Origin of the sequence: Geosporobacter ferrireducens, from assembly GCF_001750685.1 — a bacterium.
Lineage (GTDB): Bacteria > Bacillota > Clostridia > Peptostreptococcales > Thermotaleaceae > Geosporobacter > Geosporobacter ferrireducens.
Genome location: NZ_CP017269.1, coordinates 4,061,570 through 4,081,505 on the forward strand (window position 1 = coordinate 4,061,570; position 19,936 = coordinate 4,081,505).

General features: G+C 42.4%; 17 protein-coding genes. All 17 read left to right on the forward strand.

What is annotated here, in order from left to right; translation table 11 throughout:
• The first annotated feature begins 124 nt into the window (after nt 1-124).
• Nucleotides 125-1,156 (forward strand): molybdopterin-binding protein, encoded by a 1,032-nt coding sequence (locus Gferi_RS19165; RefSeq protein WP_069979325.1) that lies wholly within the window; start codon nt 125-127, stop codon nt 1,154-1,156.
• Nucleotides 1,157-1,194: 38 nt separating this feature from the next.
• Nucleotides 1,195-3,927, forward strand: coding sequence for a molybdopterin-dependent aldehyde oxidoreductase (locus Gferi_RS19170; RefSeq protein ID WP_069979327.1), 2,733 nt, complete (start codon nt 1,195-1,197; stop codon nt 3,925-3,927).
• 108 nt (nt 3,928-4,035) lie between these two features.
• Nucleotides 4,036-6,402: a pyridine nucleotide-disulfide oxidoreductase/dicluster-binding protein gene (locus tag Gferi_RS19175; RefSeq protein ID WP_069979329.1), complete on the forward strand. Its 2,367-nt coding sequence runs from the start codon at nt 4,036-4,038 to the stop codon at nt 6,400-6,402.
• Nucleotides 6,403-6,404: 2 nt separating this feature from the next.
• The gene (locus Gferi_RS19180) at nt 6,405-6,611 is read left to right on the forward strand and encodes a DVU_1557 family redox protein (RefSeq protein ID WP_069979331.1); all 207 of its coding nucleotides are present in this window, start codon (nt 6,405-6,407) and stop codon (nt 6,609-6,611) included.
• 1 nt (nt 6,612) lies between these two features.
• Nucleotides 6,613-7,344, forward strand: a complete 732-nt coding sequence (trsM, locus tag Gferi_RS19185; RefSeq protein ID WP_069979333.1) for a DVU_1556 family methyltransferase — start codon at nt 6,613-6,615, stop codon at nt 7,342-7,344.
• Nucleotides 7,341-7,793 carry a DVU_1555 family C-GCAxxG-C-C protein gene (locus Gferi_RS19190; RefSeq protein WP_069979334.1) on the forward strand — a complete coding sequence of 151 codons (453 nt, stop codon included), beginning with the start codon at nt 7,341-7,343 and terminating at the stop codon, nt 7,791-7,793. The genes trsM and Gferi_RS19190 overlap by 4 nt, the downstream gene beginning before the upstream one ends.
• Before the next feature lie 2 nt (nt 7,794-7,795).
• A complete protein-coding gene (gene trsS / locus Gferi_RS19195) occupies nt 7,796-9,196 on the forward strand; it encodes a radical SAM (seleno)protein TrsS (RefSeq protein WP_069981520.1) in 1,401 nt (466 codons plus the stop codon).
• Nucleotides 9,193-10,503, forward strand: a complete 1,311-nt coding sequence (locus Gferi_RS19200; RefSeq protein ID WP_069979336.1) for a DVU_1553 family AMP-dependent CoA ligase — start codon at nt 9,193-9,195, stop codon at nt 10,501-10,503. The genes trsS and Gferi_RS19200 overlap by 4 nt, the downstream gene beginning before the upstream one ends.
• 3 nt (nt 10,504-10,506) lie before the next feature.
• Nucleotides 10,507-11,565, forward strand: coding sequence for an XdhC family aldehyde oxidoreductase maturation factor (locus Gferi_RS19205; protein ID WP_069979338.1), 1,059 nt, complete (start codon nt 10,507-10,509; stop codon nt 11,563-11,565).
• Nucleotides 11,552-12,658 carry a DVU_1551 family NTP transferase gene (locus Gferi_RS19210; RefSeq protein WP_069979340.1) on the forward strand — a complete coding sequence of 369 codons (1,107 nt, stop codon included), beginning with the start codon at nt 11,552-11,554 and terminating at the stop codon, nt 12,656-12,658. Before Gferi_RS19205 ends, Gferi_RS19210 begins: the two co-directional genes overlap by 14 nt.
• Complete coding sequence (gene cobC / locus Gferi_RS19215; protein WP_069979342.1) at nt 12,651-13,244, forward strand: alpha-ribazole phosphatase; 594 nt, start codon at nt 12,651-12,653, stop codon at nt 13,242-13,244. The genes Gferi_RS19210 and cobC overlap by 8 nt, the downstream gene beginning before the upstream one ends.
• A gap of 12 nt (nt 13,245-13,256) precedes the next feature.
• Complete coding sequence (locus Gferi_RS19220; protein WP_069979343.1) at nt 13,257-15,128, forward strand: sigma-54-dependent Fis family transcriptional regulator; 1,872 nt, start codon at nt 13,257-13,259, stop codon at nt 15,126-15,128.
• Nucleotides 15,129-15,164: 36 nt separating this feature from the next.
• Nucleotides 15,165-16,256: an XdhC family protein gene (locus tag Gferi_RS19225; RefSeq protein ID WP_069979345.1), complete on the forward strand. Its 1,092-nt coding sequence runs from the start codon at nt 15,165-15,167 to the stop codon at nt 16,254-16,256.
• Between the two features lie 50 nt (nt 16,257-16,306).
• Nucleotides 16,307-17,137, forward strand: coding sequence for a molybdate ABC transporter substrate-binding protein (modA, locus tag Gferi_RS19230; protein ID WP_069979347.1), 831 nt, complete (start codon nt 16,307-16,309; stop codon nt 17,135-17,137).
• 24 nt (nt 17,138-17,161) lie between these two features.
• Nucleotides 17,162-17,848, forward strand: a complete 687-nt coding sequence (modB, locus tag Gferi_RS19235) for a molybdate ABC transporter permease subunit (RefSeq protein ID WP_069979349.1) — start codon at nt 17,162-17,164, stop codon at nt 17,846-17,848.
• Between the two features lies 1 nt (nt 17,849).
• The gene (locus tag Gferi_RS19240) at nt 17,850-18,914 is read left to right on the forward strand and encodes a sulfate/molybdate ABC transporter ATP-binding protein (RefSeq protein WP_069979351.1); all 1,065 of its coding nucleotides are present in this window, start codon (nt 17,850-17,852) and stop codon (nt 18,912-18,914) included.
• Between the two features lie 382 nt (nt 18,915-19,296).
• Entirely contained in the window at nt 19,297-19,872 is a 576-nt protein-coding gene (locus Gferi_RS19245) for a glycerol-3-phosphate responsive antiterminator (protein WP_069979353.1), read from the forward strand.
• Nucleotides 19,873-19,936 lie beyond the last annotated feature (64 nt).

Here is a 19,936-nt window from a genome sequence, read left to right on the forward strand (position 1 = left end):
CCTTGAAAATCAATGCTTTATATTTTGGTATAAAATTTGCTTTATATAATTACAAATATCATTCTGACATTTCAAAAAATTCAACTGAATAAAAGCGTTATAAAATAGCGGAGGTGGATAAGACATGAAAATGATAGCAGTGGAACAATCCGTAGGCATGCTGTTAGCCCATGATATGACGGAAATTATTCCCGGAAAATCAAAAGGCCCTGCTTTTAAAAAAGGACACATTATTAAAAAAGAAGATATACCCAGATTACTGAACATGGGAAAGGAGCACATCGGCATTATTGAATATAAAGAAGGTGACATCCATGAAAATAAAGCAGCCATCAGGATGGCCAAGGCAGCAGCGGGGCAGGGAATCACATTTTCCGAGCCTTCAGAGGGGAAGGTCAATCTTATCGCAGCGTATTCCGGTTTATTGAAAATCAACTATAAAGCGCTGCATGAGGTCAACAACATGGGAGAACTGATGATGGCAGCACTGCACACAGATATGATGGTGAGTATGGATATGGTGGTTGCCGGAACAAGAATCATACCCCTGGTGATACAAAATGACAAGCTTGCATGTATGGAAAATATTTGCCGGAACAATGCCCCGGTCATACAGGTAGTTCCCTTAAGAAAGCTGAAAGCTGGTATCGTAACAACAGGAAATGAAGTGTTTTACGGCAGAATTCCAGATAAGTTTGGTCCGGTGCTTTATGATAAATTTAAGGAATTAGGTTCTGAAGTGGTTAGGCAAATATTTTCCAAAGATGATCCGGATATGATAGCACAATCCATAAAGGATCTGATGGATGAAGGGGTAGACATCATAACGGTAACAGGGGGAATGTCTGTAGACCCAGACGACGTTACACCCGGTGGCGTAAAAAAATCAGGTGCAGAGATTGTGACTTACGGTGCACCCACACTGCCCGGTGCTATGTTTTTACTTTCCTATATTGGTGACATACCAGTACTGGGATTACCCGGATGTGTTATGTACAGCAGGCGGACAATTTTTGATTTGGTAGTTCCAAAACTGGCAGCGGGAGAAAAAGTGACCAGAGAAGATATTGCAAAACTAGGTCATGGCGGGTTGTGTTTGAGCTGTGGTGACTGCAGATACCCTAACTGCGGATTTGGAAAAGGTGGGCTGTATTAAACTTAATATAGCGATTGAATTTAAAAGGAGGTTTTGAAATGCTTAAGAAAACAGTAATCATTAACGGTATCAAAAGAATGGTAGTTGTTGACCCGGAAGCAACCTTGGCACAGCTATTAAGAAAACAAATGTGTCTTACAGGTACCAAGGTGGGATGCGGAAAAGGCGAATGCGGAACATGCTCTGTGATTATGGATGGCAAGGTAGTAAGGTCATGTATTGTCAAAATGAAAAGGGTTCCGGACGAAGCTGAAATCATCACTATTGAAGGTGTAGGTACCGAGGAAAATCTTCATCCCCTACAGCTTGCGTGGATGGTTCATGGCGGTGCCCAATGCGGATTCTGTACACCGGGCTTCATCGTGTCTGCAAAAGCCCTGCTGGATCAAAATGTAAATCCAACACGGGAAGACGTAAGGAACTGGTTTCAGAAAAACAGGAATCTTTGCAGGTGTACAGGGTATAAGCCGCTGGTAGATGCAGTGATGGATGCTGCCAGGTTGATGAGAGGGGAAGTCACCAAAGAAGATTTATGGTTCCAGTTAAAAGAAGGGGCCAGCATGCTAGGCAGCTCAATGGTACGGCCATCGGCCATGGCGAAGGTAACGGGAACATGGGACTTTGGGGCAGATTTAGGCTTGAAGCTTCCGGAAAATACGCTGCATATTAAGCTGGTACAAGCAACGGTGTCCCATGCCAATATATTGTCTATTGATACTTCTGAAGCAGAGAAAATGCCAGGCGTTTTTAAGGTTATAATCCACAAGGATGTTCCTGGTACAAACAGAATCAACGGTCTGGCATTCCCGCAAAATAAGGGGGATGGAAAGGAAAGACCGATATTAAATGACAAGAAGGTGTTCCAATTTGGTGATGCCATTGCCATGGTACTGGCAGATACACCGCACCAGGCAGAAGAGGCGGCGAAGAAAGTAAAGGTGGAGCTGGAGGTATTACCGGCATATATGAGTGCACCTGCGGCTATGGCTGAGGATGCCATAGAAATTCATCCGGGAACGCCCAATGTATATTTTGAAACCCAGATGGTAAAGGGAGAAGATACAAAACCTTTAATGGAAAGTCTGCCCTATGTCATCGAGGATGATTTTTATGTGGGAAGACAGCCCCATCTTGTTTTGGAACCGGACGTGGGATTTGCCTATATGGATGAAGAAGGGAAGCTGATCGTACATTCGAAGAGTATTGCCATGCATTTCCACCACTTAATGACAGCAGAAGGTATTGGCATCGATCCTGATAAATATGTCATCGTACAGAATCCTACGGGAGCAACCTTCGGATACAAATTCAGTCCGACCAATGAAGCATTGCTGGGTGTTGCTGCCCTTGTGACTAAAAGACCGGTATTCCTTGAATTTAATATGTATCAGCAGATTACCTATACGGGAAAAAGATCTCCTTTCTTTATTCATCTTAGATTTGGCGCTGATAAGGACGGTAAGCTGGTAGCCATGGAATCGGATTGGTCGGTAGACCACGGTCCTTACTGCGAGTTTGGCGACCTGGTCACCATGAGGGGTACTCAGTTTATCGGTGCGGGTTATCATATTCCAAATATCAGAGGTGAGGGAAGGACCGTATGTACAAACCACGCGTGGGGCTCTGCTTTTAGAGCTTACGGATCACCCCAGAGCTTGTTTTCATCAGAAACACTGATGGATATGCTGGCAGAAAAGGTTGGCATGGACCCCCTGGAGTTCAGATACCTGAATGTATATCGGGAAGGGTCTACCACACCGACAGGCTGTGCACCTGATGTTATTGCATTTCCACAGGCCATTGATACCATAAGACCATTGTATAAAGAAGCAAAAGAAAGAGCGAAAGCCAAGAATGAAAAAGGTGGAAATGTTCGATACGGTGTAGGTGTGTCCTTGAATATGTATGGTTGCGGCCTTGACGGTCCGGATTCTTCAGAATGTTGGGTAGAGTTGACACCTGAAGGTGTAACGGTTGGAAATTCATGGGAAGACCATGGTCAAGGTGCCGATATGGGGACTTTAACCTATGCCTACGAGACCTTGAGACCTTTGGGATTAAAAGCGGAACAGATTAAATTGATCATGAATGATATGGAATTCACACCAAACAGCGGACCTTCCGGTGGAAGCCGCCAGAATGTGGTAACCGGCAATGCCATTGTGGTTGGATGCAGAAATCTGTTGGCTGCCCTTAAAAAAGATGATGGTACATACAGGACCTATGATGAAATGGTTGCTGAAGGATTACCGTTAAAATATGAAGGGAAATGGACTTCGCCAAATGCTCCCGATTGCAATGTAGCTACCGGACAAGGAGATCCATTCTCGACCTATATGTATGGTGTACTCCTGGCAGAAGTAACAGTGGACACTACTACAGGAAAAACTACGGTTGAAAAACTTACATTGGTATCGGATTGTGGAACCATTATCAATAAACTGGTATTGGAAGGTCAGCTTTATGGTGGTCTTGTCCAGGGAATAGGCTTGGCATTGAGCGAGGACTTTGAAGATTTGGAAAAACATACGACCCTTACTGGCTGTGGATTTCCACAGATTAAGGATGCACCGGATAATATGGTACTTATTCATCAAGAGACTCCAAGACCCCATGGGCCTTATGGTGCAGCCGGTGCCGGAGAGATGCCGCTTTCGGCACCCCATGCAGCCATAGGAAATGCCATTTATAATGCCTGTGGCGTACGCATCACCAAATTGCCTGCCTATCCGGAAAAGGTTCTGGCCGGTTTAAAGGAACTGAATCAATAGAATGAGTTAAGCAGCTGGCTGGAAATATGGAATTAGGAAAGGAGCCTTAGTTTGCATGTAAGCAAATAGGGCTCCCAATTCCTATTTTTGACATAGGAGGTGAAGGCAGTGGATTTGGATAAGTTATTGGAAACCGGTGACCGGTGTATTCATGATGAGCCACCGGCATGTACGGCAAGCTGTCCCGTTCATATGGATGTCATCGCATTCGTAAGGGAAATTGAAAAGGGTGACTTCGCAAAAGCCTATAAGCTGATGGAGAAGAGGATCCCCTTTGCAAGGATCGTCGGTATGATATGTGACCACCCATGTGAAAGCCTTTGTGTAAGGAATGAATCCGGTAGGTCCATCAGCATAGCAGAACTGGAAAAAGCCGTGATAAGTCATGGATTTACCCCTTCTAAAAAGACGTTGCCCCTGCCGAAGAATAAAGGAAAGGTGGCCATCATAGGTGGAGGCATGAGCGGCATGACAGCAGCCTATGATCTTGATAAAAAGGGTTACCAGGTCACCCTGTATGAAAAATCAGATCGATTAGGAGGACGTATTTGGTCGTATGTAGGAAAAGACCTGAAAAAGGAAGTTATAGAGGAAGAACTCCAAATCATAGAAAAACAGGGCGTTCAGATAAAACGAAAAACAACGATTGATAAAAAGGGCCTGGAAGAAATTGTGAAGGAGTATGATGCCGTTTACTTGGGAACCGGTGAATGGAAAGAAAACCTTCAGATACATCCAGATACATTCCAGGTAGAAAAGTCCTCTGTTTTCGCCGGAGGGAGCCTTGTCAACAGGGATAACGCCATTATATATTCTGCAAGCTCAGGCAGAAGAGCCGCCATATCCATTGACAGGTACCTGGGGAAGGTTTCCCTTACAGCCTCCAGAGAACGGGAGGGGGTATTTGATACACCCTTGAAGTATGAAGATGATGATATCCAACCCATAGGAAAAGTGGAAAAAGCTTTTGATATATACACAAAGGAAGAAGCCGTGAAGGAAGCTGAAAGATGTTTGAAATGCCAGTGCAGGGCATGTATCAAAACCTGCAGTCATATGAAAAAATTCAATATATCTCCCAATGCCTATGTAAGACAGATCAATCATAATGAGCGGATTATACTGGGAACCCATTATGCAAATAAAATGATCAACTCCTGTACCCTTTGCGGATTGTGTAAGGAGCAGTGCTTTTTGGACATAAGCATGAAAGACGTTATACAAGAAACCAGGGAGAGTATGGTGCAAAAAGGGAAAATGCCTGTATCTGCCCACGATTTTGCCTTAAAGGATATGGCCTTCAGCAATAGTGAACGATTTTCAATGGTGAGAAAGCAGCCCGGTAAAGAGCAATCAAAGCACTTATTCTACTATCCGGTTTTATCCTACTCCAAATATGCCAGGGGCCTATATAAAGGTTCAGGCAAGACAGGATATTTGTTCTATCCCGGATGCCAGCTTTCAGCAACGCATTCCGAGCATATGGGAGATATCTATAAACATTTGGTAGGTGTCATGAAGGAAACCACTATTGAAGGGGATGTGGGCATTTATCTGGGATGCTGCGGGGCACCCGCTGACTGGGCCGGAAGGCAGGACCTTATGCAAGAAAATGTCCTGAAAATCAAGCAGGTATGGGAGGAGATGGATAAGCCTACCTTTATCCTGGCTTGTTCCAGCTGTGTTGCCATTTTTGAAAAATATTTGCCTGAAATAGATGTGGTATCCTTATGGGAAATATTTGAAAAATATGGATTGCCTGAAAGAAATATAGTACCTGGAAGACGTGTCTTACATATTCATGATGCATGTGCCACAAGATATAACACAAAAATTCATGACAGCATTCGAAACATTGCAGCATCATTGGGCTACAAAATACAAGAGCTTGCGTACACCAAGGAGAAAACAAAATGCTGCGGATACGGTGGTTTGGTGTATTATTCCAATCGGGAACAGGCAAAAGAATTTGTAAAAGATAGAACCAATGAAAGCACGGAGGATATACTGGTCTATTGTGCAATGTGCAAGGACTTGTTCGTGGAAGGTGGAAAAAGAACCTATCACATCTTGGACTTGATATTTGGCGTTGATAGGGAGGGGCTTGCCCTTAAGAAAATGCCGACCTTATCGGAAAGGCACGAAAACAGGACGCGGTTGAAGCGTAAGCTTTTAAAAAAAATATGGGGTGAGATACAGGATATGGATTTAAAAAGGAACTATGATTTTAAGGTAATCATCCCGGAAGATGTCGTGAAGGTTATGGAAGAGCGGTATATTCTGGTAGAGGATATCGAAAGGGTCATTGACAATACAAAAAAGAATAAAGAACGTTTCTTCAACCCGGAAGATTCAAACTATCTGGCCAGGTTGAGGCTGGATAATGTTACCTACTGGGTAAGGTATGAGGAAAAAGAGGAAGGTGTTGTCGTAAGCAGTGTTTACAGCCACAGAATGGAAGTGGTGGAGGAATGAACATGAATAAAGGGAAAGAACAGGATATGCCATGGGTATGCGACAAATGTCAAAAAAAGTTGGCAGTTCACAAGGTAAAGGTACGTTATCTGGAAGGCAACTTTGAAGTGGAACTGATGAAATGCCCCATGTGCGGTATCGTATTCATTGATGAGGAACTGGCCCTTGGTAAGATGCTGGAGGTAGAAAAGGGATTGGAGGATAAATAAGATGAAGTGCTGCAATGCCTATGAAAATAACAGCATGTGTGAAATGATGGGGGAAACCTTGAGGCCGGGAGGCTTTAGCCTGACAGAAAGAGGCGTACAGTTTTGCAAATTTTCGGTGGAAGATGCAGTACTTGATTTGGGCTGCGGACGGGGCGCTACGGTAGGTTATCTGTTTGAAAAACACCATATTAAGGCTGTAGGGATCGATCCGTCGGAAAAATTACTGGGTATTGCAAAAATGAAATATCCTTTTGCAGATTTTATTCAAGGTTCAGGGGAGCATATGCCTTTTGCCGATGAATGCTTTCAAGGTGTATTTGCAGAATGTACCCTGTCCCTTATGGATGACGTCAATCGTACAGTAAAAGAAGTGTTCAGGGTATTAAAAAGAGGCGGATGGTTTGTCGCAACGGATGTATATGCCAGAAATCCAGACGCTGTTAAAGAACTGGAGAAATTTTCGTTTAAGAGCTGTATGCGGGGACTGCACGATCTGAACCGGTTAAGGGAAAGCCTGGAAAGCATGGGATTTGAGATTATGGTTTTAGAAGACTGCAGTGATTTGCTAAAGGCATTGTTGGTCAAAATTGTGTTTTTACATGGATCTATGGGAGGGTTCTGGAATAAAACTACGGATGGTTGCATAGATGGGTATAGATTCCAGAAAATATTGAAGGTTTGTAAACCCGGATACTTTACGATGATGGCAAGGAAAGGGGAGAGCAAATCATGAATGAAACGGCTTTTAAAATGCTGAGAATGATATCTGCAGGGCTTTGCTGCACACAGGTCATGATCAAGTTGGCATTGGAGGAGGAGGAAAAGGAAAATGCAGATTTGATCAGGGCAGTCAGCGGGTTGTGCAAGGGAATAGGGGGCAGTCAGAAAACATGCGGCGTTCTTACCGGGGGCATCGGAATTCTAGGGCTCTATTCAGGGAAAGGTAAGGAAACGGAATATGCCAGGGAAGACCATGGAAGTATGGTGGAAGAATATATGACCTGGTTTGAAAACGTGTTTAGGAGTACGGAATGTATGGATATTATCGGTGTGTACAGCTTTACCGACGATACAAGCAATATGGCCTACAATATAAAATGTGGTGACATATTATTGCGGAGCTACGAAAAGATCCAGGAAATATTGCGGGATCATGACTATGAATTTGGAAGCAGGGAATGAAGATGGATCGTATAAAAATCATTTCAAAGACGCAAAGTCTGTGTCCTGTGTGTCTTAAAAAGGTTGGCGCACAGATCTATAACCAGGGCAGTAATACCTATATGGTCAAATCCTGTTCGGAACATGGCGTCTTTAAGACCGTTGTATGGAAGGGCAGCATTCCCATGGAAGAATGGGTTCGAAAAAAAGAAAGGGCATATATAAAGAATCCCATTACGGCAACAGAAAAGGGATGTCCTTTTGACTGTGGGTTATGCAGCGGGCACAGACAGCATACCTGTACGGCATTAATCGAGGTTACACAAAACTGTAACCTGCACTGCAGCTTCTGTTTTGCAGATTCTAATGGATGTAGGGAGAAAGATCCGGATTTGGAACAGATCGAGCTTCAGTATAAAAGCGTATTGAAAGCCTCGGGAAGATGTAATATCCAGTTATCCGGAGGAGAGCCCACGGTAAGAAAGGACCTGCCCCTCATTATAAAGATGGGCACAGTATTGGGTTTTCCTTTCATACAGGTGAATACCAACGGGATACGCATGGGAGAAGATGAAAGCTATGTCAAAGCGCTTAAGGATGCCGGACTTCGTTCGATTTTTTTACAGTTCGATGGTACGAATGATGATATAAACATAAAACTCCGGGGCAGGGAGCTGCTGGACGTCAAAATCAGAGCCATAGAGAATTGTAAAAAATACGGCATAGGGGTTGTGTTGGTTCCTACACTGGTTCCGGGGATAAATCTGGATAACATAGGCAGTATTATTGATTTTGCATTGGAACATGCACCAGCGGTAAGGGGCGTGCATTTTCAGCCGGTCAGTTATTTTGGAAGAGCGCCCTCCACGCCAAGTGACAAAGATAGGGTGACACTGCCTGAAGTCATGGAAGCCATAGAAATGCAAACGGCAGGGAAAATCAGAAAAGAGAGTCTAAAGCCCCCGGGATGCGAAAATGCCTTATGTTCATTCCACGGCAGTTACCTATTGGATGAAAAAAGGAAATTAATGAATATAACAAAACGTTCAGGCTGCGGCTGTGAAGGTGGAAAGGCAGAGGAGGGAGCCGTAAAAGCAAAGGCGTATGTCTCCAGGAACTGGTCTTACAGAAAAGAAGATCATCTGCAAGAGAAGTCGAACACAGTTGAAATGCAGGGGTGGGATGAAATACTCAATCGTATTCATAACCATTCCTTCAGTATATCGGCCATGGCTTTTCAAGATGTATGGAACGTCGATCTGGAAAGAGTGAAGGATTGTTGTATTCATGTGGTAAATCCAGATGGAAGATTGATCCCCTTCTGTCTTTACAATCTGTCGGATATAGAAGGCAGGTACCTATACAGAAAAAGAAATGAGACAAAAGAACCGTCCCCTTGTCTTGAAATGAGGGATTCGTTATGAAACTGACACCCCTTGAAAGCTGGATTGTAGACAGAACGGGAATTCAGGAGAGGAGCAGGAGGGCATTAGAGGCATATCAAGTAAAGAAAGTAAGAGAAACCGTGGAATATGCAAAGAAAAACAGTTTATTTTATAGGAAGCAGCTAAAAGATATTCGAACAGAAGACATCCGGTCTCTAAAGGATCTACAGAACCTGCCATTCACATTTCCCCAAGATATCAGACAAAATCCCTATGGTTTTTTATGTGTACCCCAGCGTGCGGTCAAAAGGATCGTGACATTGAATACTTCCGGAACAACCGGAGAAGGAAAGAGAATCTTTTTTACAGAGAAAGATCTTGATGATACTATTGATTTTTTCAGATATGGCATGAGTTGTCTGACAGACCGTGGGGACCGCGTGCTTGTCCTTCTCCCGGGCAATGCCTATGGAAGTATAGGCGATTTGCTAAAAAAGACTTTGGCTCTGTCCAACATAGGATGTACGGTACATGGTGTCCTTGCAGACCCGGAAGAAGCTGCACGGTGTATCGAAGAAAGAAACATAACCTGTATTGTAGGAATTCCCATGCAGGTACTCTATTTAAGCAGGGCGAAAAGCGAGGTATTTAAAAAAAGGATTAAAAAGGTGCTGTTAAGTACGGATTATGTGCCGGAAGTATTGATCCATGAATTAACACAAGAATATGGGTGCAGCGTCTTTACCCACTATGGGATGACGGAAATGGGATACGGGGGAGGTGTGGAATGCGAAGCCTTAAACGGATACCACATGAGGGAGGGAGATCTGTATTTTGAAATTATTAATCCTGATACCGGTGAGGCTGTTGAAAACGGACAGTACGGTGAAGTCGTGTTCACGACCCTGACAAGACAGGCAATGCCTTTGATCAGATATAGAACAGGAGATATTGCTGCATTCTCATCCACCACCTGTCCTTGTGGTACTTTTCTCAAGACCATGAAAAAAGCGCAGGGGAGAATGGATAATAGGGTTGAACTAAGGGAAAATCAGTCCCTCTATTTGCGGGAACTGGATGAAATCATTCTGGATTTTAAAGCTGTCATGGATTATAAAGCCTATATGGATATCGAAAGTATACTCATCGTGGGAATTACTACGAAAAATGTGGAAGACTTCCAAAGTTTAAAGAGTGAAATAGCCCATAGGCTACAGGATATTCTATATCGTAAGCTTGGATACGGCATGGATATGGAACTTATATTCAATGGAGAAAACAAACCGAATCAAATAGCCAATAGCATGATAAAAAGGAAAATTCATGATTACAGGAAGGTGAGATGAAGGATGGGCGGTATATTTGAATGGATCGATGAATCCTTGGATAAAAAAGAAAATTTTGTGCTGGCTACCATCATGAAGAAATCCGGTTCTGCGCCTAGAGAAGAAGGAACAAAAATGATCATAAAAAAAGACTTTTCCATCGATGGAACCATTGGCGGTGGATTGATGGAAGCAATGACCATCAAATTATCGGCAAAGGTTTTTCATACGAAAAAATGTGCCATAAAGAATTTTGCTTTGGCCAATAAGGATGCTGAGCTGCTGGGGATGGTATGTGGCGGAAGCGTAAGTGTATTGCTGGAATATGTGGACTGTGATGATGAACCAATGATAGAGCTTTATAAGAAGGCTGTAGAACTAAAGAAAAGCAGCATAGATTTTGTTTTGATAACGAAAATATCGGAAGGCCAGAAGAAGGTAACAGGATTGGATAAATGGATTTGTACGGAAACAGGGTTTTATGGCTTGGAAAATGAAGAGATCCAAAAGGTTATAAAAGAAATCAGGGAAAACTTCAATAGAATTAAAATACGTGAGATGGCCATTGAAAAAGAAAAATATCTGATAGAACCTTTTTTCAACTATGAAACCATCTATATTATAGGGGCCGGACATGTGGCGCAAAAAATTGCAGATATCACAAAAAATCTGGGATTTCATGTTGTTGTTATGGATGATCGTAAGGAATTCGCCAACAAAGAAAGATTTAATACTGCAGATGAAGTAAAGGTGGTTCCGTCTTTTGACAACCTGGCGGACTATGTTAAAATAAATCATAACAGCTATATTATCATTGTAACAAGAGGTCATGCCTATGATAAGGATGCTCTGGCGCAAATCCTCAGAACCGATGCCAAATACATCGGGATGATAGGCAGCAGGAATAAACGGGAATATGTCTATAACAGCCTTTTGGAGGAAGGATTTACTTACAAGGACTTAGAACGGGTTTATTGTCCCATCGGGCTTCACATCTATGCAGATACGCCGGAGGAGATTGCGGTAAGCATTGCGGCAGAACTGATTAAGGTGAAAAGAGGGCCTGAAAATGAAAAAGGGTAAAATTGCTTCCATTATTGTGGCTGCAGGATATTCCTCCAGAATGGGCAGCTTTAAACCGCTCTTAAAATTTGGTACACATACCGTTGTGGAGACCGTGATCAACACCCATAGGAATGCTGGTGTGGAGGACATTATCCTTGTGGTGGGGCACCGTGGGTCTGAAATAACAGAAAGGCTCAAGCATTCCGGTGTAGTATGTGTAGTGAATGAAAACTATTCCCAGGGTATGTATTCTTCTGTGGTAAAAGGTGTGGAAGCATTGGATGATGATATTGAGACATTTTTTATGCAGCCTGTGGATATTCCCCTTGTTAAAAAACATACGCTGGAGCTGCTGAAAAATAAGTATCACGAATGCGGTACTGGTATTCTTTATCCCACGTTTTTCGGAAAACAGGGACATCCTCCGCTGATTAATTGCAAATATAAGCATGCAATCGTAAACGGCGATGGAGAGCGTGGGTTGAAGAGACTTCTTGAAAGTTTTTCCCATGACGCTTTATGTGTTCCCGTATTGGATGAGGCGATTTTAATGGATATGGATACTCAAGAGGATTATGAAAAATTATTAAGCTATTTTCACAGGGGCGCACCAAGCAGGAAGGAATGCTATGCCATTTTAAATCATTATAACGTTCCGGACCATATCGTCAAACATTGCATAAAAGTAGCCAGGATATCCATGGATATTCTAAATAACCTAAAAGGTTCAGGGTATGAACTCGACGATGCAGCGCTGGAAGCTGCTGCCTTGCTGCATGATGTTGTAAGGCGGGAAAAAAATCATGCCCAAGCGGGAGCTATGATATTGAAAGAGATTGGATATGGGTATGTGGGCCATATCATATCTACACATACGGACATAGAAGTAGATGAGCATGAGAAAATTACGGAAAATGAAATACTGTACCTGGCAGATAAGCTGTCAAAGGAAGATCAATTCATGTCGCTGGAAGAAAGGCTGCAGCAGTGCTTAACGGTATACAGCGACGATCTTGAAGCTTTGAGAAAAATAAAAAAGAGATATGATGCCGCCGAGAAAATCATGAAAAAGATTAAAAAAATACCGGGGAAAGGTTTTATGTATGGATAAACGAATATACCTGATAAGGCATGGCAAAATCGACGTAGGTGAAGAAAAACGTTACATAGGGATCACTGATTTGCCGTTGAGCAGTGAGGGGATCAATCAAGCCGGGCAGTTAAGCGAATATTTTTTCCACATCAGCATAGAAAAAGTATACGTAAGTCCCTTAATAAGATGTGTACAGACTTCGGAAATTATTGTAGGGAGTAGAAATATAGAAAGCGTTTTGCTTGAGGAGCTAAAAGAAATCAATATGGGGGATTGGGAGGGAAAATCCTTTGCATATATAAAAAACCGGTTTCCTGAGCAGTACGAGAATAGAGGGAAACATATCGATACATTCATACCTCCGGGAGGGGAAAGCTTTTATCAACTTCAACAAAGGGTGATGCCAGCCTTTGAAAGCATTATCAGAAGCACTGTCGGGAATGTTCTTGTCATTGCCCATGCTGGTGTTAACAGGGTTATATTAAGCAATTTTTTAGGTTTGCCTTTACAGGAGATACTCAATGTATACCAGCCCTATGGCTGTGTTAATGAACTTTTCTGGAATCAAACCTATCAAAGATGGCAGTGTAAAACAGTAGGGTAAAGGGGTAATCATATGATGAATGCTGATTATAAATCCGTCATAGAACTTTCTCATGACAGATGCAGGAAACTGGGAGTCAAAGAAGATCAAGTTTTCAGCAGTAAGATTATCGGGCAGACGGAACTACAGGAAAAGTTTGCTGAAAACAGGGATATGATCTTAACTGCATCGCCATATATGGAACAGCTGATTAATTTTGTAAAGGGCCATAATTTTTTTGCACTGCTTACCGATGGAGAGGGATGCATATTAAATGCCATCGGAGATGAAAAAATACTCTCGGAAGCTTTTGACCTAAAGATGGTTCCCGGTGCTTATATGAACGAGGAGAGCATAGGGACGAATGCGATGGCTGTTGTGATTAAGACCGGAGAACCTGTGCAATTGTCAGGCAAAGACCATTTTATCAAGGCATATCATCGATGGACCTGTTCCGGGGCACCGATCAAAGACTATCATGGGAATCTTATAGGCGTTCTGGATCTCACTGGATATACAGACTTGGTCCATCCCCATACGCTGGGCATGGTCATAGCTGCTTCGAATGCAATAGAAGAGATGATGAAGGTAAAAGAATTTAACAGACTTCAAAACATGAATAACAAACATATCAAAACCATATTCAATTCCATGCCGGTAGCTATCGTCACCTCCGATATCGATGGAAAGATAAAAATTCATAATAAAAAAGCCCTGGAGTTACTGGGGAATAAAGATAATCAGTTAAAAGCCAAGACAATGGAAGAGATTGTTGAGGAGTGGGATAACATAAGAGATGCCATATGTTCAGGTGAAAATGTCTCAAGAGAAATAAATATCATGGCATTGAGAAACAGGTTTCCATGTTATTTGACGGTTAACCCTATTTACAATCCGCAGGATGATAGTATTGAGATTGTGTATGTGTTTGAAGAAGTCAAAAAGGTAAAAAAGAAAATTGAATATCAGGCATATTATACTTTTGATAAAATTATAGGAAAAGATGAGAATTTCTTGCGAATCGTACAGTATGCAAAAAAAATTGCGAATAGCAAATCTACCATACTGATATTAGGCGAAAGTGGTACTGGAAAAGAGGTGTTTGCACAGTCGATTCATAATTTCAGTAAAAGAATGGATGGTCCTTTTATTGCATTGAATTGCGGGGCCATACCGAATCAACTGATAGAATCTGAGCTTTTTGGGTATGAAGAGGGTGCCTATACAGGCGCTAAAAAGGGAGGAAATTTGGGTAAATTCGAATTGGCTCATGGCGGCACCATCATGCTGGACGAAATCGGAGAAATGCCCCTGGATATGCAGACAAAGCTTTTACGAGTGCTGCAAGAAGGTATTATCACGAGAATTGGAAGTCAGAAATCCATCCCGGTAGATGTAAGGATCATTGCTGCAACCAACAAGGATTTGAAAAAAGAAGTGGAACTAGGGAGATTTAGAAAGGATTTATTTTACAGGCTCAATGTTCTGCCTTTATACCTTCCGCCATTAAGGGAAAGGAAAAGCGATATATTGCTGCTGATAAAATATTTTATGAAGAACATAGCTGAAAGCCTCAATAAGAGAGAGGTTGAATTACCGGAAGAATATCTGAACATGATGATGAATTTCAACTGGCCCGGAAATATCAGAGAGTTGGAAAATGTTGTGGAGCTTATTATCAATACAGAATCAGTACCGCCGGGATACTTCGGTCAGGATGTAAGCGATGATACAACATACCCAGACAGCAATCAAGATCGTTTAAATATGGATTATGTTGAAAAAGAGCATTTGGTAAGGGTACTGAAAAAATTTAGCGGGAATATAACTCAGTCGGCTCAGGCCTTGGGTATAAGAAGAAATACACTTTACAGCAAGATAAAAAAGTATGGGATAGAAGTGTAGTGGATAAATAGATACTGTATTTGGAGGTGAAATATAATGAATACCAATGCCTATAAAAGCCTGCTCAATGAATTGGATGCAGGGAAAAAGGCTGTTATGGTCACCATTATGAATGATAAAGAGAATGAGCGGAATGCTTCTCCAGAGAAAATTGTGATTACGGAGGAAAAACTGCGGGTCTGTCATTCCATAGATAACCTGGATGGAATAATCTATCAAAAGGCTCAGCTTGCATTGGAATCCGGGAATATTCAGTTTGTAAAAGGTCAAGATACCATAACCCATTTGATGGAGCCTTACTTTCCGGAGCCGCGTTTGATTGTCTTAGGTGGAGGACACATTGCAAAACCTTTAGTTGAGTTTGGTGCCCGGTTAGGATTCCTAGTGACGGTTATCGACGACCGTCCATCTTTTGCCAACGAGGGAAGATTTCCCGATGCTGAAAGAGTGATTTGTGAGAGCTTTGAAAGGTGTTTTGATCTATTGTCTGTCAATGAATCTGCCTATGTTGTCATTGTAACCAGAGGGCACCGGCATGATTTGGATTGTCTCAGACAGGTGCTGAAGTATCGTACTGCCTATATTGGGATGATTGGCTCTAAACGGCGGGTTAAAAGCGTGAAAGAGCAATTGCTTGGTGAAGGGTATTCTCAAGAGCAACTAAACAAGGTGAATGCACCGATCGGTCTGGACATAGGTGCAGTTACACCTGATGAGATCGCCATTTCCATTATTGCACAAGTCATTGGCTATAGAAGGCTCACTGGTGCCGCATCGGGAAATGCCTCCGCTTCCAAAATAAATTGGCCGGAGCTTGACCGGGCTGTTTTGGAAGAACTGGGCAAAGGAGAGAATGATCCCAAGGCAGTGGTTACAGTGATTTCTACAAAAGGTTCGGTTCCTAGAAAAGCAGGAGCCAAGATGCTGGTGTGGCCCTGCGGAAGGACACTGGGCAGTATTGGCGGCGGATGCAGTGAAGGAGAGATCATTCATATGGCCCGGGATATCCTCCGGGATGGAGGCTGTAGAATTCATCAGATAGACATGACCGGCCAAATCGCTGAGGATGAAGGAATGGTCTGCGGAGGGATCATGGAGGTTCTTATTGAATCTTGTAGTGAAAAATAAGGTAAATAAAGAAGCGTTTGACACAACCTGTTCAGAGAAGGAGATTCATTATGAAAAATAATCAAAAGATGTTATTACTTGCTTTGATCTTGGCTGTCATTTTATTTTCAACGGCTTGTGGTCAAACAGGTACTGCTCGGAATGCGCAGGAAGGCAACGTATCTGAGCCGAAGAAAGGAGAAGCACCGGTTTCATTGACTATTTCCGCTGCTGCGAGTCTTAAAGAAGCAATGGATGAAATCCAAGCGGCCTATGCAGAGGAAAAACCCCATGTGACCTTTACATACAATTTTGGCTCCTCAGGCTCTCTGCAGCAGCAGATCGAGCAGGGAGCAGAGGTCGACGTATTTATTTCCGCTGCAGCCAAGCAAATGGATGCCTTGCAGGAAAAGGGGCTTATTGCAGAAGAAACCAGAAAAAATTTATTAGAAAATAAAATTGTTCTGATCGTACCGAAAGGCACTGAAGCAGTTAACGACTTTAATGACCTTGCAACCGATAAGGTAAAGACAATTGCTTTAGGTGAAACGGCAAGTGTTCCTGTGGGGCAGTATTCTGAGGAGGTATTGACAAATCTCAACCTTATGGATAGGATTAAACCCAAAGCAGTATTCGGCAAAGATGTTAAAACGGTTTTAACATGGGTAGAAACAGGCAATGCAGATGCTGGGTTGGTATATGAAACGGATGCGAAGGTATCTGATAAGGTTAAAGTGGTGGCAAAGGCGCCGGAGGGATCTCATAAGCCTGTGGTATATCCGGCGGCTGTTATTAAGGACAGCAGAAATATGGATGCTGCGAAGGACTATTTAGATTTTTTGTGCAGCGATAAGGCAAAGTCAATATTCGAAAAGTATGGATTTGTGTTTATAGGAAAATAACTGACAAGTCGTGGAGTGATTGCATTGGGGATAGACTTTTCTCCGTTATGGATATCTTTAAAAACAGCATTGACCGCTACCCTGCTGGCATTCTTTTTTGGGATTTCAGCAGCCTGGTTTGTTGCCGGCTATCATGGGAAATTCAAAGGGCTGATGGATGGATTTTTAACCTTACCTATGGTATTGCCGCCTACGGTGGTAGGTTTCTTTTTACTCTTGATCTTTGGAAAGCATGGTCCTATAGGGAAGCTTTTATTTGCATTGGGTACTACGGTTATATTCACCTGGCCGGCTACCGTCATAGCTGCTGCCGTAGTTGCATTTCCGTTGATGTATAAAACCTCAAGAGGGGCTTTTGAGCAAATCGATGAAAATATTCTCAATGCTGCCAGGACACTGGGTGTCTCAGAATGGAAGGTTTTTTGGAAGGTAGCGGTTCCCCTGGCCTGGCCGGGTATTGCAGCGGGGACTGTGCTGGCCTTCGCAAGAGCGCTGGGGGAGTTTGGAGCAACCCTTATGGTGGCGGGGGGCATTCCGGGAAAAACCCAAACCATTCCCATCGCCATTTTCTTTGCAGCAGAAGGCGGGGAAATGGACAAGGCATTGATCTGGGTATTGTTGATTTCCGGCATATCCTTGACCGTCATGGTTTTGATGAATTATTGGATGGAATACCAGCACAAGGTTCTGTCACCTATGTGGAGGAAATGATATGGGACTGTATGTGGATATTAAAAAGAAGCTTCCCGGTTTTTCTTTGAATGTGTGTTTCGAAGCGGAGATCGATACAATGGGGCTTTTGGGGGCTTCAGGTTCGGGAAAAAGCATGACGCTTCGCTGCATTGCCGGAATTGAAACACCGGATAGCGGAAAAATTATACTGAACGGACGAGTATTGTATGACTCTGCAAAGGGTATCAATCTACCCTGTAGAAAACGTAAAATCGGGTTTTTATTCCAAAACTATGCCCTGTTTCCCAATATGACGGTGGAAGAGAACATCCGGTTTGGATTAGGAGATTTGAAGCTCGGAGAACAACTGCGAAAGGTAGATGAAATGATATCCATGGTGCATCTGGAAGGCTTGGAAAAGAGGTATCCCAGTCAACTTTCCGGTGGACAGCAGCAAAGGGTTGCATTGGCCAGAGCTTTAGCCATAGATCCGGAAGCGTTGCTGCTGGACGAGCCCTTTTCCGCATTGGATGAGCATTTAAGAAACAACCTGCTGAAGCAGTTGTCTGAAACCCTTTCCAACTACAGAGGGGTCACGCTTTTCGTAACCCATAATATGGAGGAAGCATACAGGATTAGCAAAGAACTGGTGGTGCTTTCCTCCGGAAAGCTTGAGGCCAAGGGAGAAAAAGAGGTTATATTTACGAGGCCGCCAACTATTGAAACGGCCCAGCTAACCGGATGTAGGAACTTTTCCTCCATAAAACACTTATCTCCCTTTGAAATAGAGGCTCTTGACTGGGGAATTAAGCTGAAAGTAAATCATGAATGCAGAGGGGACAGCCAGTATGTCGGTATTCGCAGTCATCACATTGACTTGGCTGAGGATAATGATACGGAAAATGTGTTTAAGTGCTGGGCGGGCTTTACCAGTGAAACACCTTTCAGACAGACGGTATACCTATCGGTGGAAAAGAAGCTCCTAAACAGTGGAGCGTATCATCTTCAGTGGGAAATTTCCAAAGAAAAGTGGGATAAGATAAAAGACATGCCGCAGCCATGGCATTTGAAACTGAGTCCTGAAAAACTGATTTTGATAAGATAAGACAAGGGGACGGTTCTTTTGTCTTGAACAGATGAGCAGGCTATTTGAGAATTGCTGAAAAAAGTACCTTTTTAAAAGGATGGGCGGTAAAAATGTGAGCTTTAAAACTTAAAATACAAAGTCTATTGCATCCTTTTCAGGGTGCTTTTATTTTTTGTCGTAGAAATAGGTATCTTATCTCGCCGCTATATATGGGAATATTTAGATAGGTTTTGGGATTTTAAACTTCTGATTTAGAAGTTGTCTGCCACTTTTCAAGAGTGTACAGGTTAGCTCCTATTCCCAATGCCCTTAACTTAAATTTAAGCTGGATATAATATGGAGTTAACATTGTAGTATTACAATTAAAATGTAAAACTTCAGTATAAAAGGTGGATGAAATTTGGATATAAAAGAACTGTTAAGTAAAAATCCTTTAATTGCTGCGGCTCAGCATGATACTTTAGAACTTGCTGTAGCATCTAAAGTATCGTCTATCATATTAATGAATGGAAAACTAAACGAGCTCATGGGCCGGGATTTTCAAAAGTATAACAAGAAAAAACCTATATTGTTGCATGCCGATTTGATAAAGGGATTGTCCAATGACAGAGAAGCTATAAACTTTATCAAAGAATATATCAATCCTGCAGGAATTGTCTCAACGAAAAGCACCCTGTTAAGGGCTGCTAAAAAACAGGGACTTACTACAATTCAGCGGATATTTCTTATCGATTCTAATTCGTTAAAAAGCGCTATCGAAAGTATAAAAGAAAATAATCCGGATGTAGTAGAAATTATGCCCGGTTGGGTCTATCCCATTGCTGAAGGCATAAAAAAAGAAACCAATAAACCCATCGTATTGGGTGGATTAATCAATCATAAAAAGCTGGTATTGGATATCATAAAATACGGTTCCTATGGCATATCCAGCAGTAAAGTTGATTTATGGAATATGGACATAAGCAGTGAAGGTTGATATAGAGGTTTTCTGTTGAAGAAATTAAATTTTTAGAGACAGCATACATAATAAATCTAATTGA

What these genes read in the sequence shown, in the direction of transcription:
- Gferi_RS19165 (WP_069979325.1), top strand. Translation starts at nt 125, where the DNA reads ATGAAAATGATAGCAGTGGAACAATCCGTAGGCATGCTGTTAGCCCAT.
- trsM (WP_069979333.1), top strand. Translation starts at nt 6,613, where the DNA reads ATGAAGTGCTGCAATGCCTATGAAAATAACAGCATGTGTGAAATGATG.
- Gferi_RS19210 (WP_069979340.1), top strand. Translation starts at nt 11,552, where the DNA reads ATGAAAAAGGGTAAAATTGCTTCCATTATTGTGGCTGCAGGATATTCC.
- Gferi_RS19180 (WP_069979331.1), top strand. Translation starts at nt 6,405, where the DNA reads ATGAATAAAGGGAAAGAACAGGATATGCCATGGGTATGCGACAAATGT.
- cobC (WP_069979342.1), top strand. Translation starts at nt 12,651, where the DNA reads ATGGATAAACGAATATACCTGATAAGGCATGGCAAAATCGACGTAGGT.
- trsS (WP_069981520.1), top strand. Translation starts at nt 7,796, where the DNA reads ATGGATCGTATAAAAATCATTTCAAAGACGCAAAGTCTGTGTCCTGTG.
- Gferi_RS19205 (WP_069979338.1), top strand. Translation starts at nt 10,507, where the DNA reads ATGGGCGGTATATTTGAATGGATCGATGAATCCTTGGATAAAAAAGAA.
- Gferi_RS19240 (WP_069979351.1), top strand. Translation starts at nt 17,850, where the DNA reads ATGGGACTGTATGTGGATATTAAAAAGAAGCTTCCCGGTTTTTCTTTG.
- Gferi_RS19200 (WP_069979336.1), top strand. Translation starts at nt 9,193, where the DNA reads ATGAAACTGACACCCCTTGAAAGCTGGATTGTAGACAGAACGGGAATT.
- Gferi_RS19220 (WP_069979343.1), top strand. Translation starts at nt 13,257, where the DNA reads ATGATGAATGCTGATTATAAATCCGTCATAGAACTTTCTCATGACAGA.
- Gferi_RS19225 (WP_069979345.1), top strand. Translation starts at nt 15,165, where the DNA reads ATGAATACCAATGCCTATAAAAGCCTGCTCAATGAATTGGATGCAGGG.
- modA (WP_069979347.1), top strand. Translation starts at nt 16,307, where the DNA reads ATGAAAAATAATCAAAAGATGTTATTACTTGCTTTGATCTTGGCTGTC.
- Gferi_RS19170 (WP_069979327.1), top strand. Translation starts at nt 1,195, where the DNA reads ATGCTTAAGAAAACAGTAATCATTAACGGTATCAAAAGAATGGTAGTT.
- Gferi_RS19190 (WP_069979334.1), top strand. Translation starts at nt 7,341, where the DNA reads ATGAATGAAACGGCTTTTAAAATGCTGAGAATGATATCTGCAGGGCTT.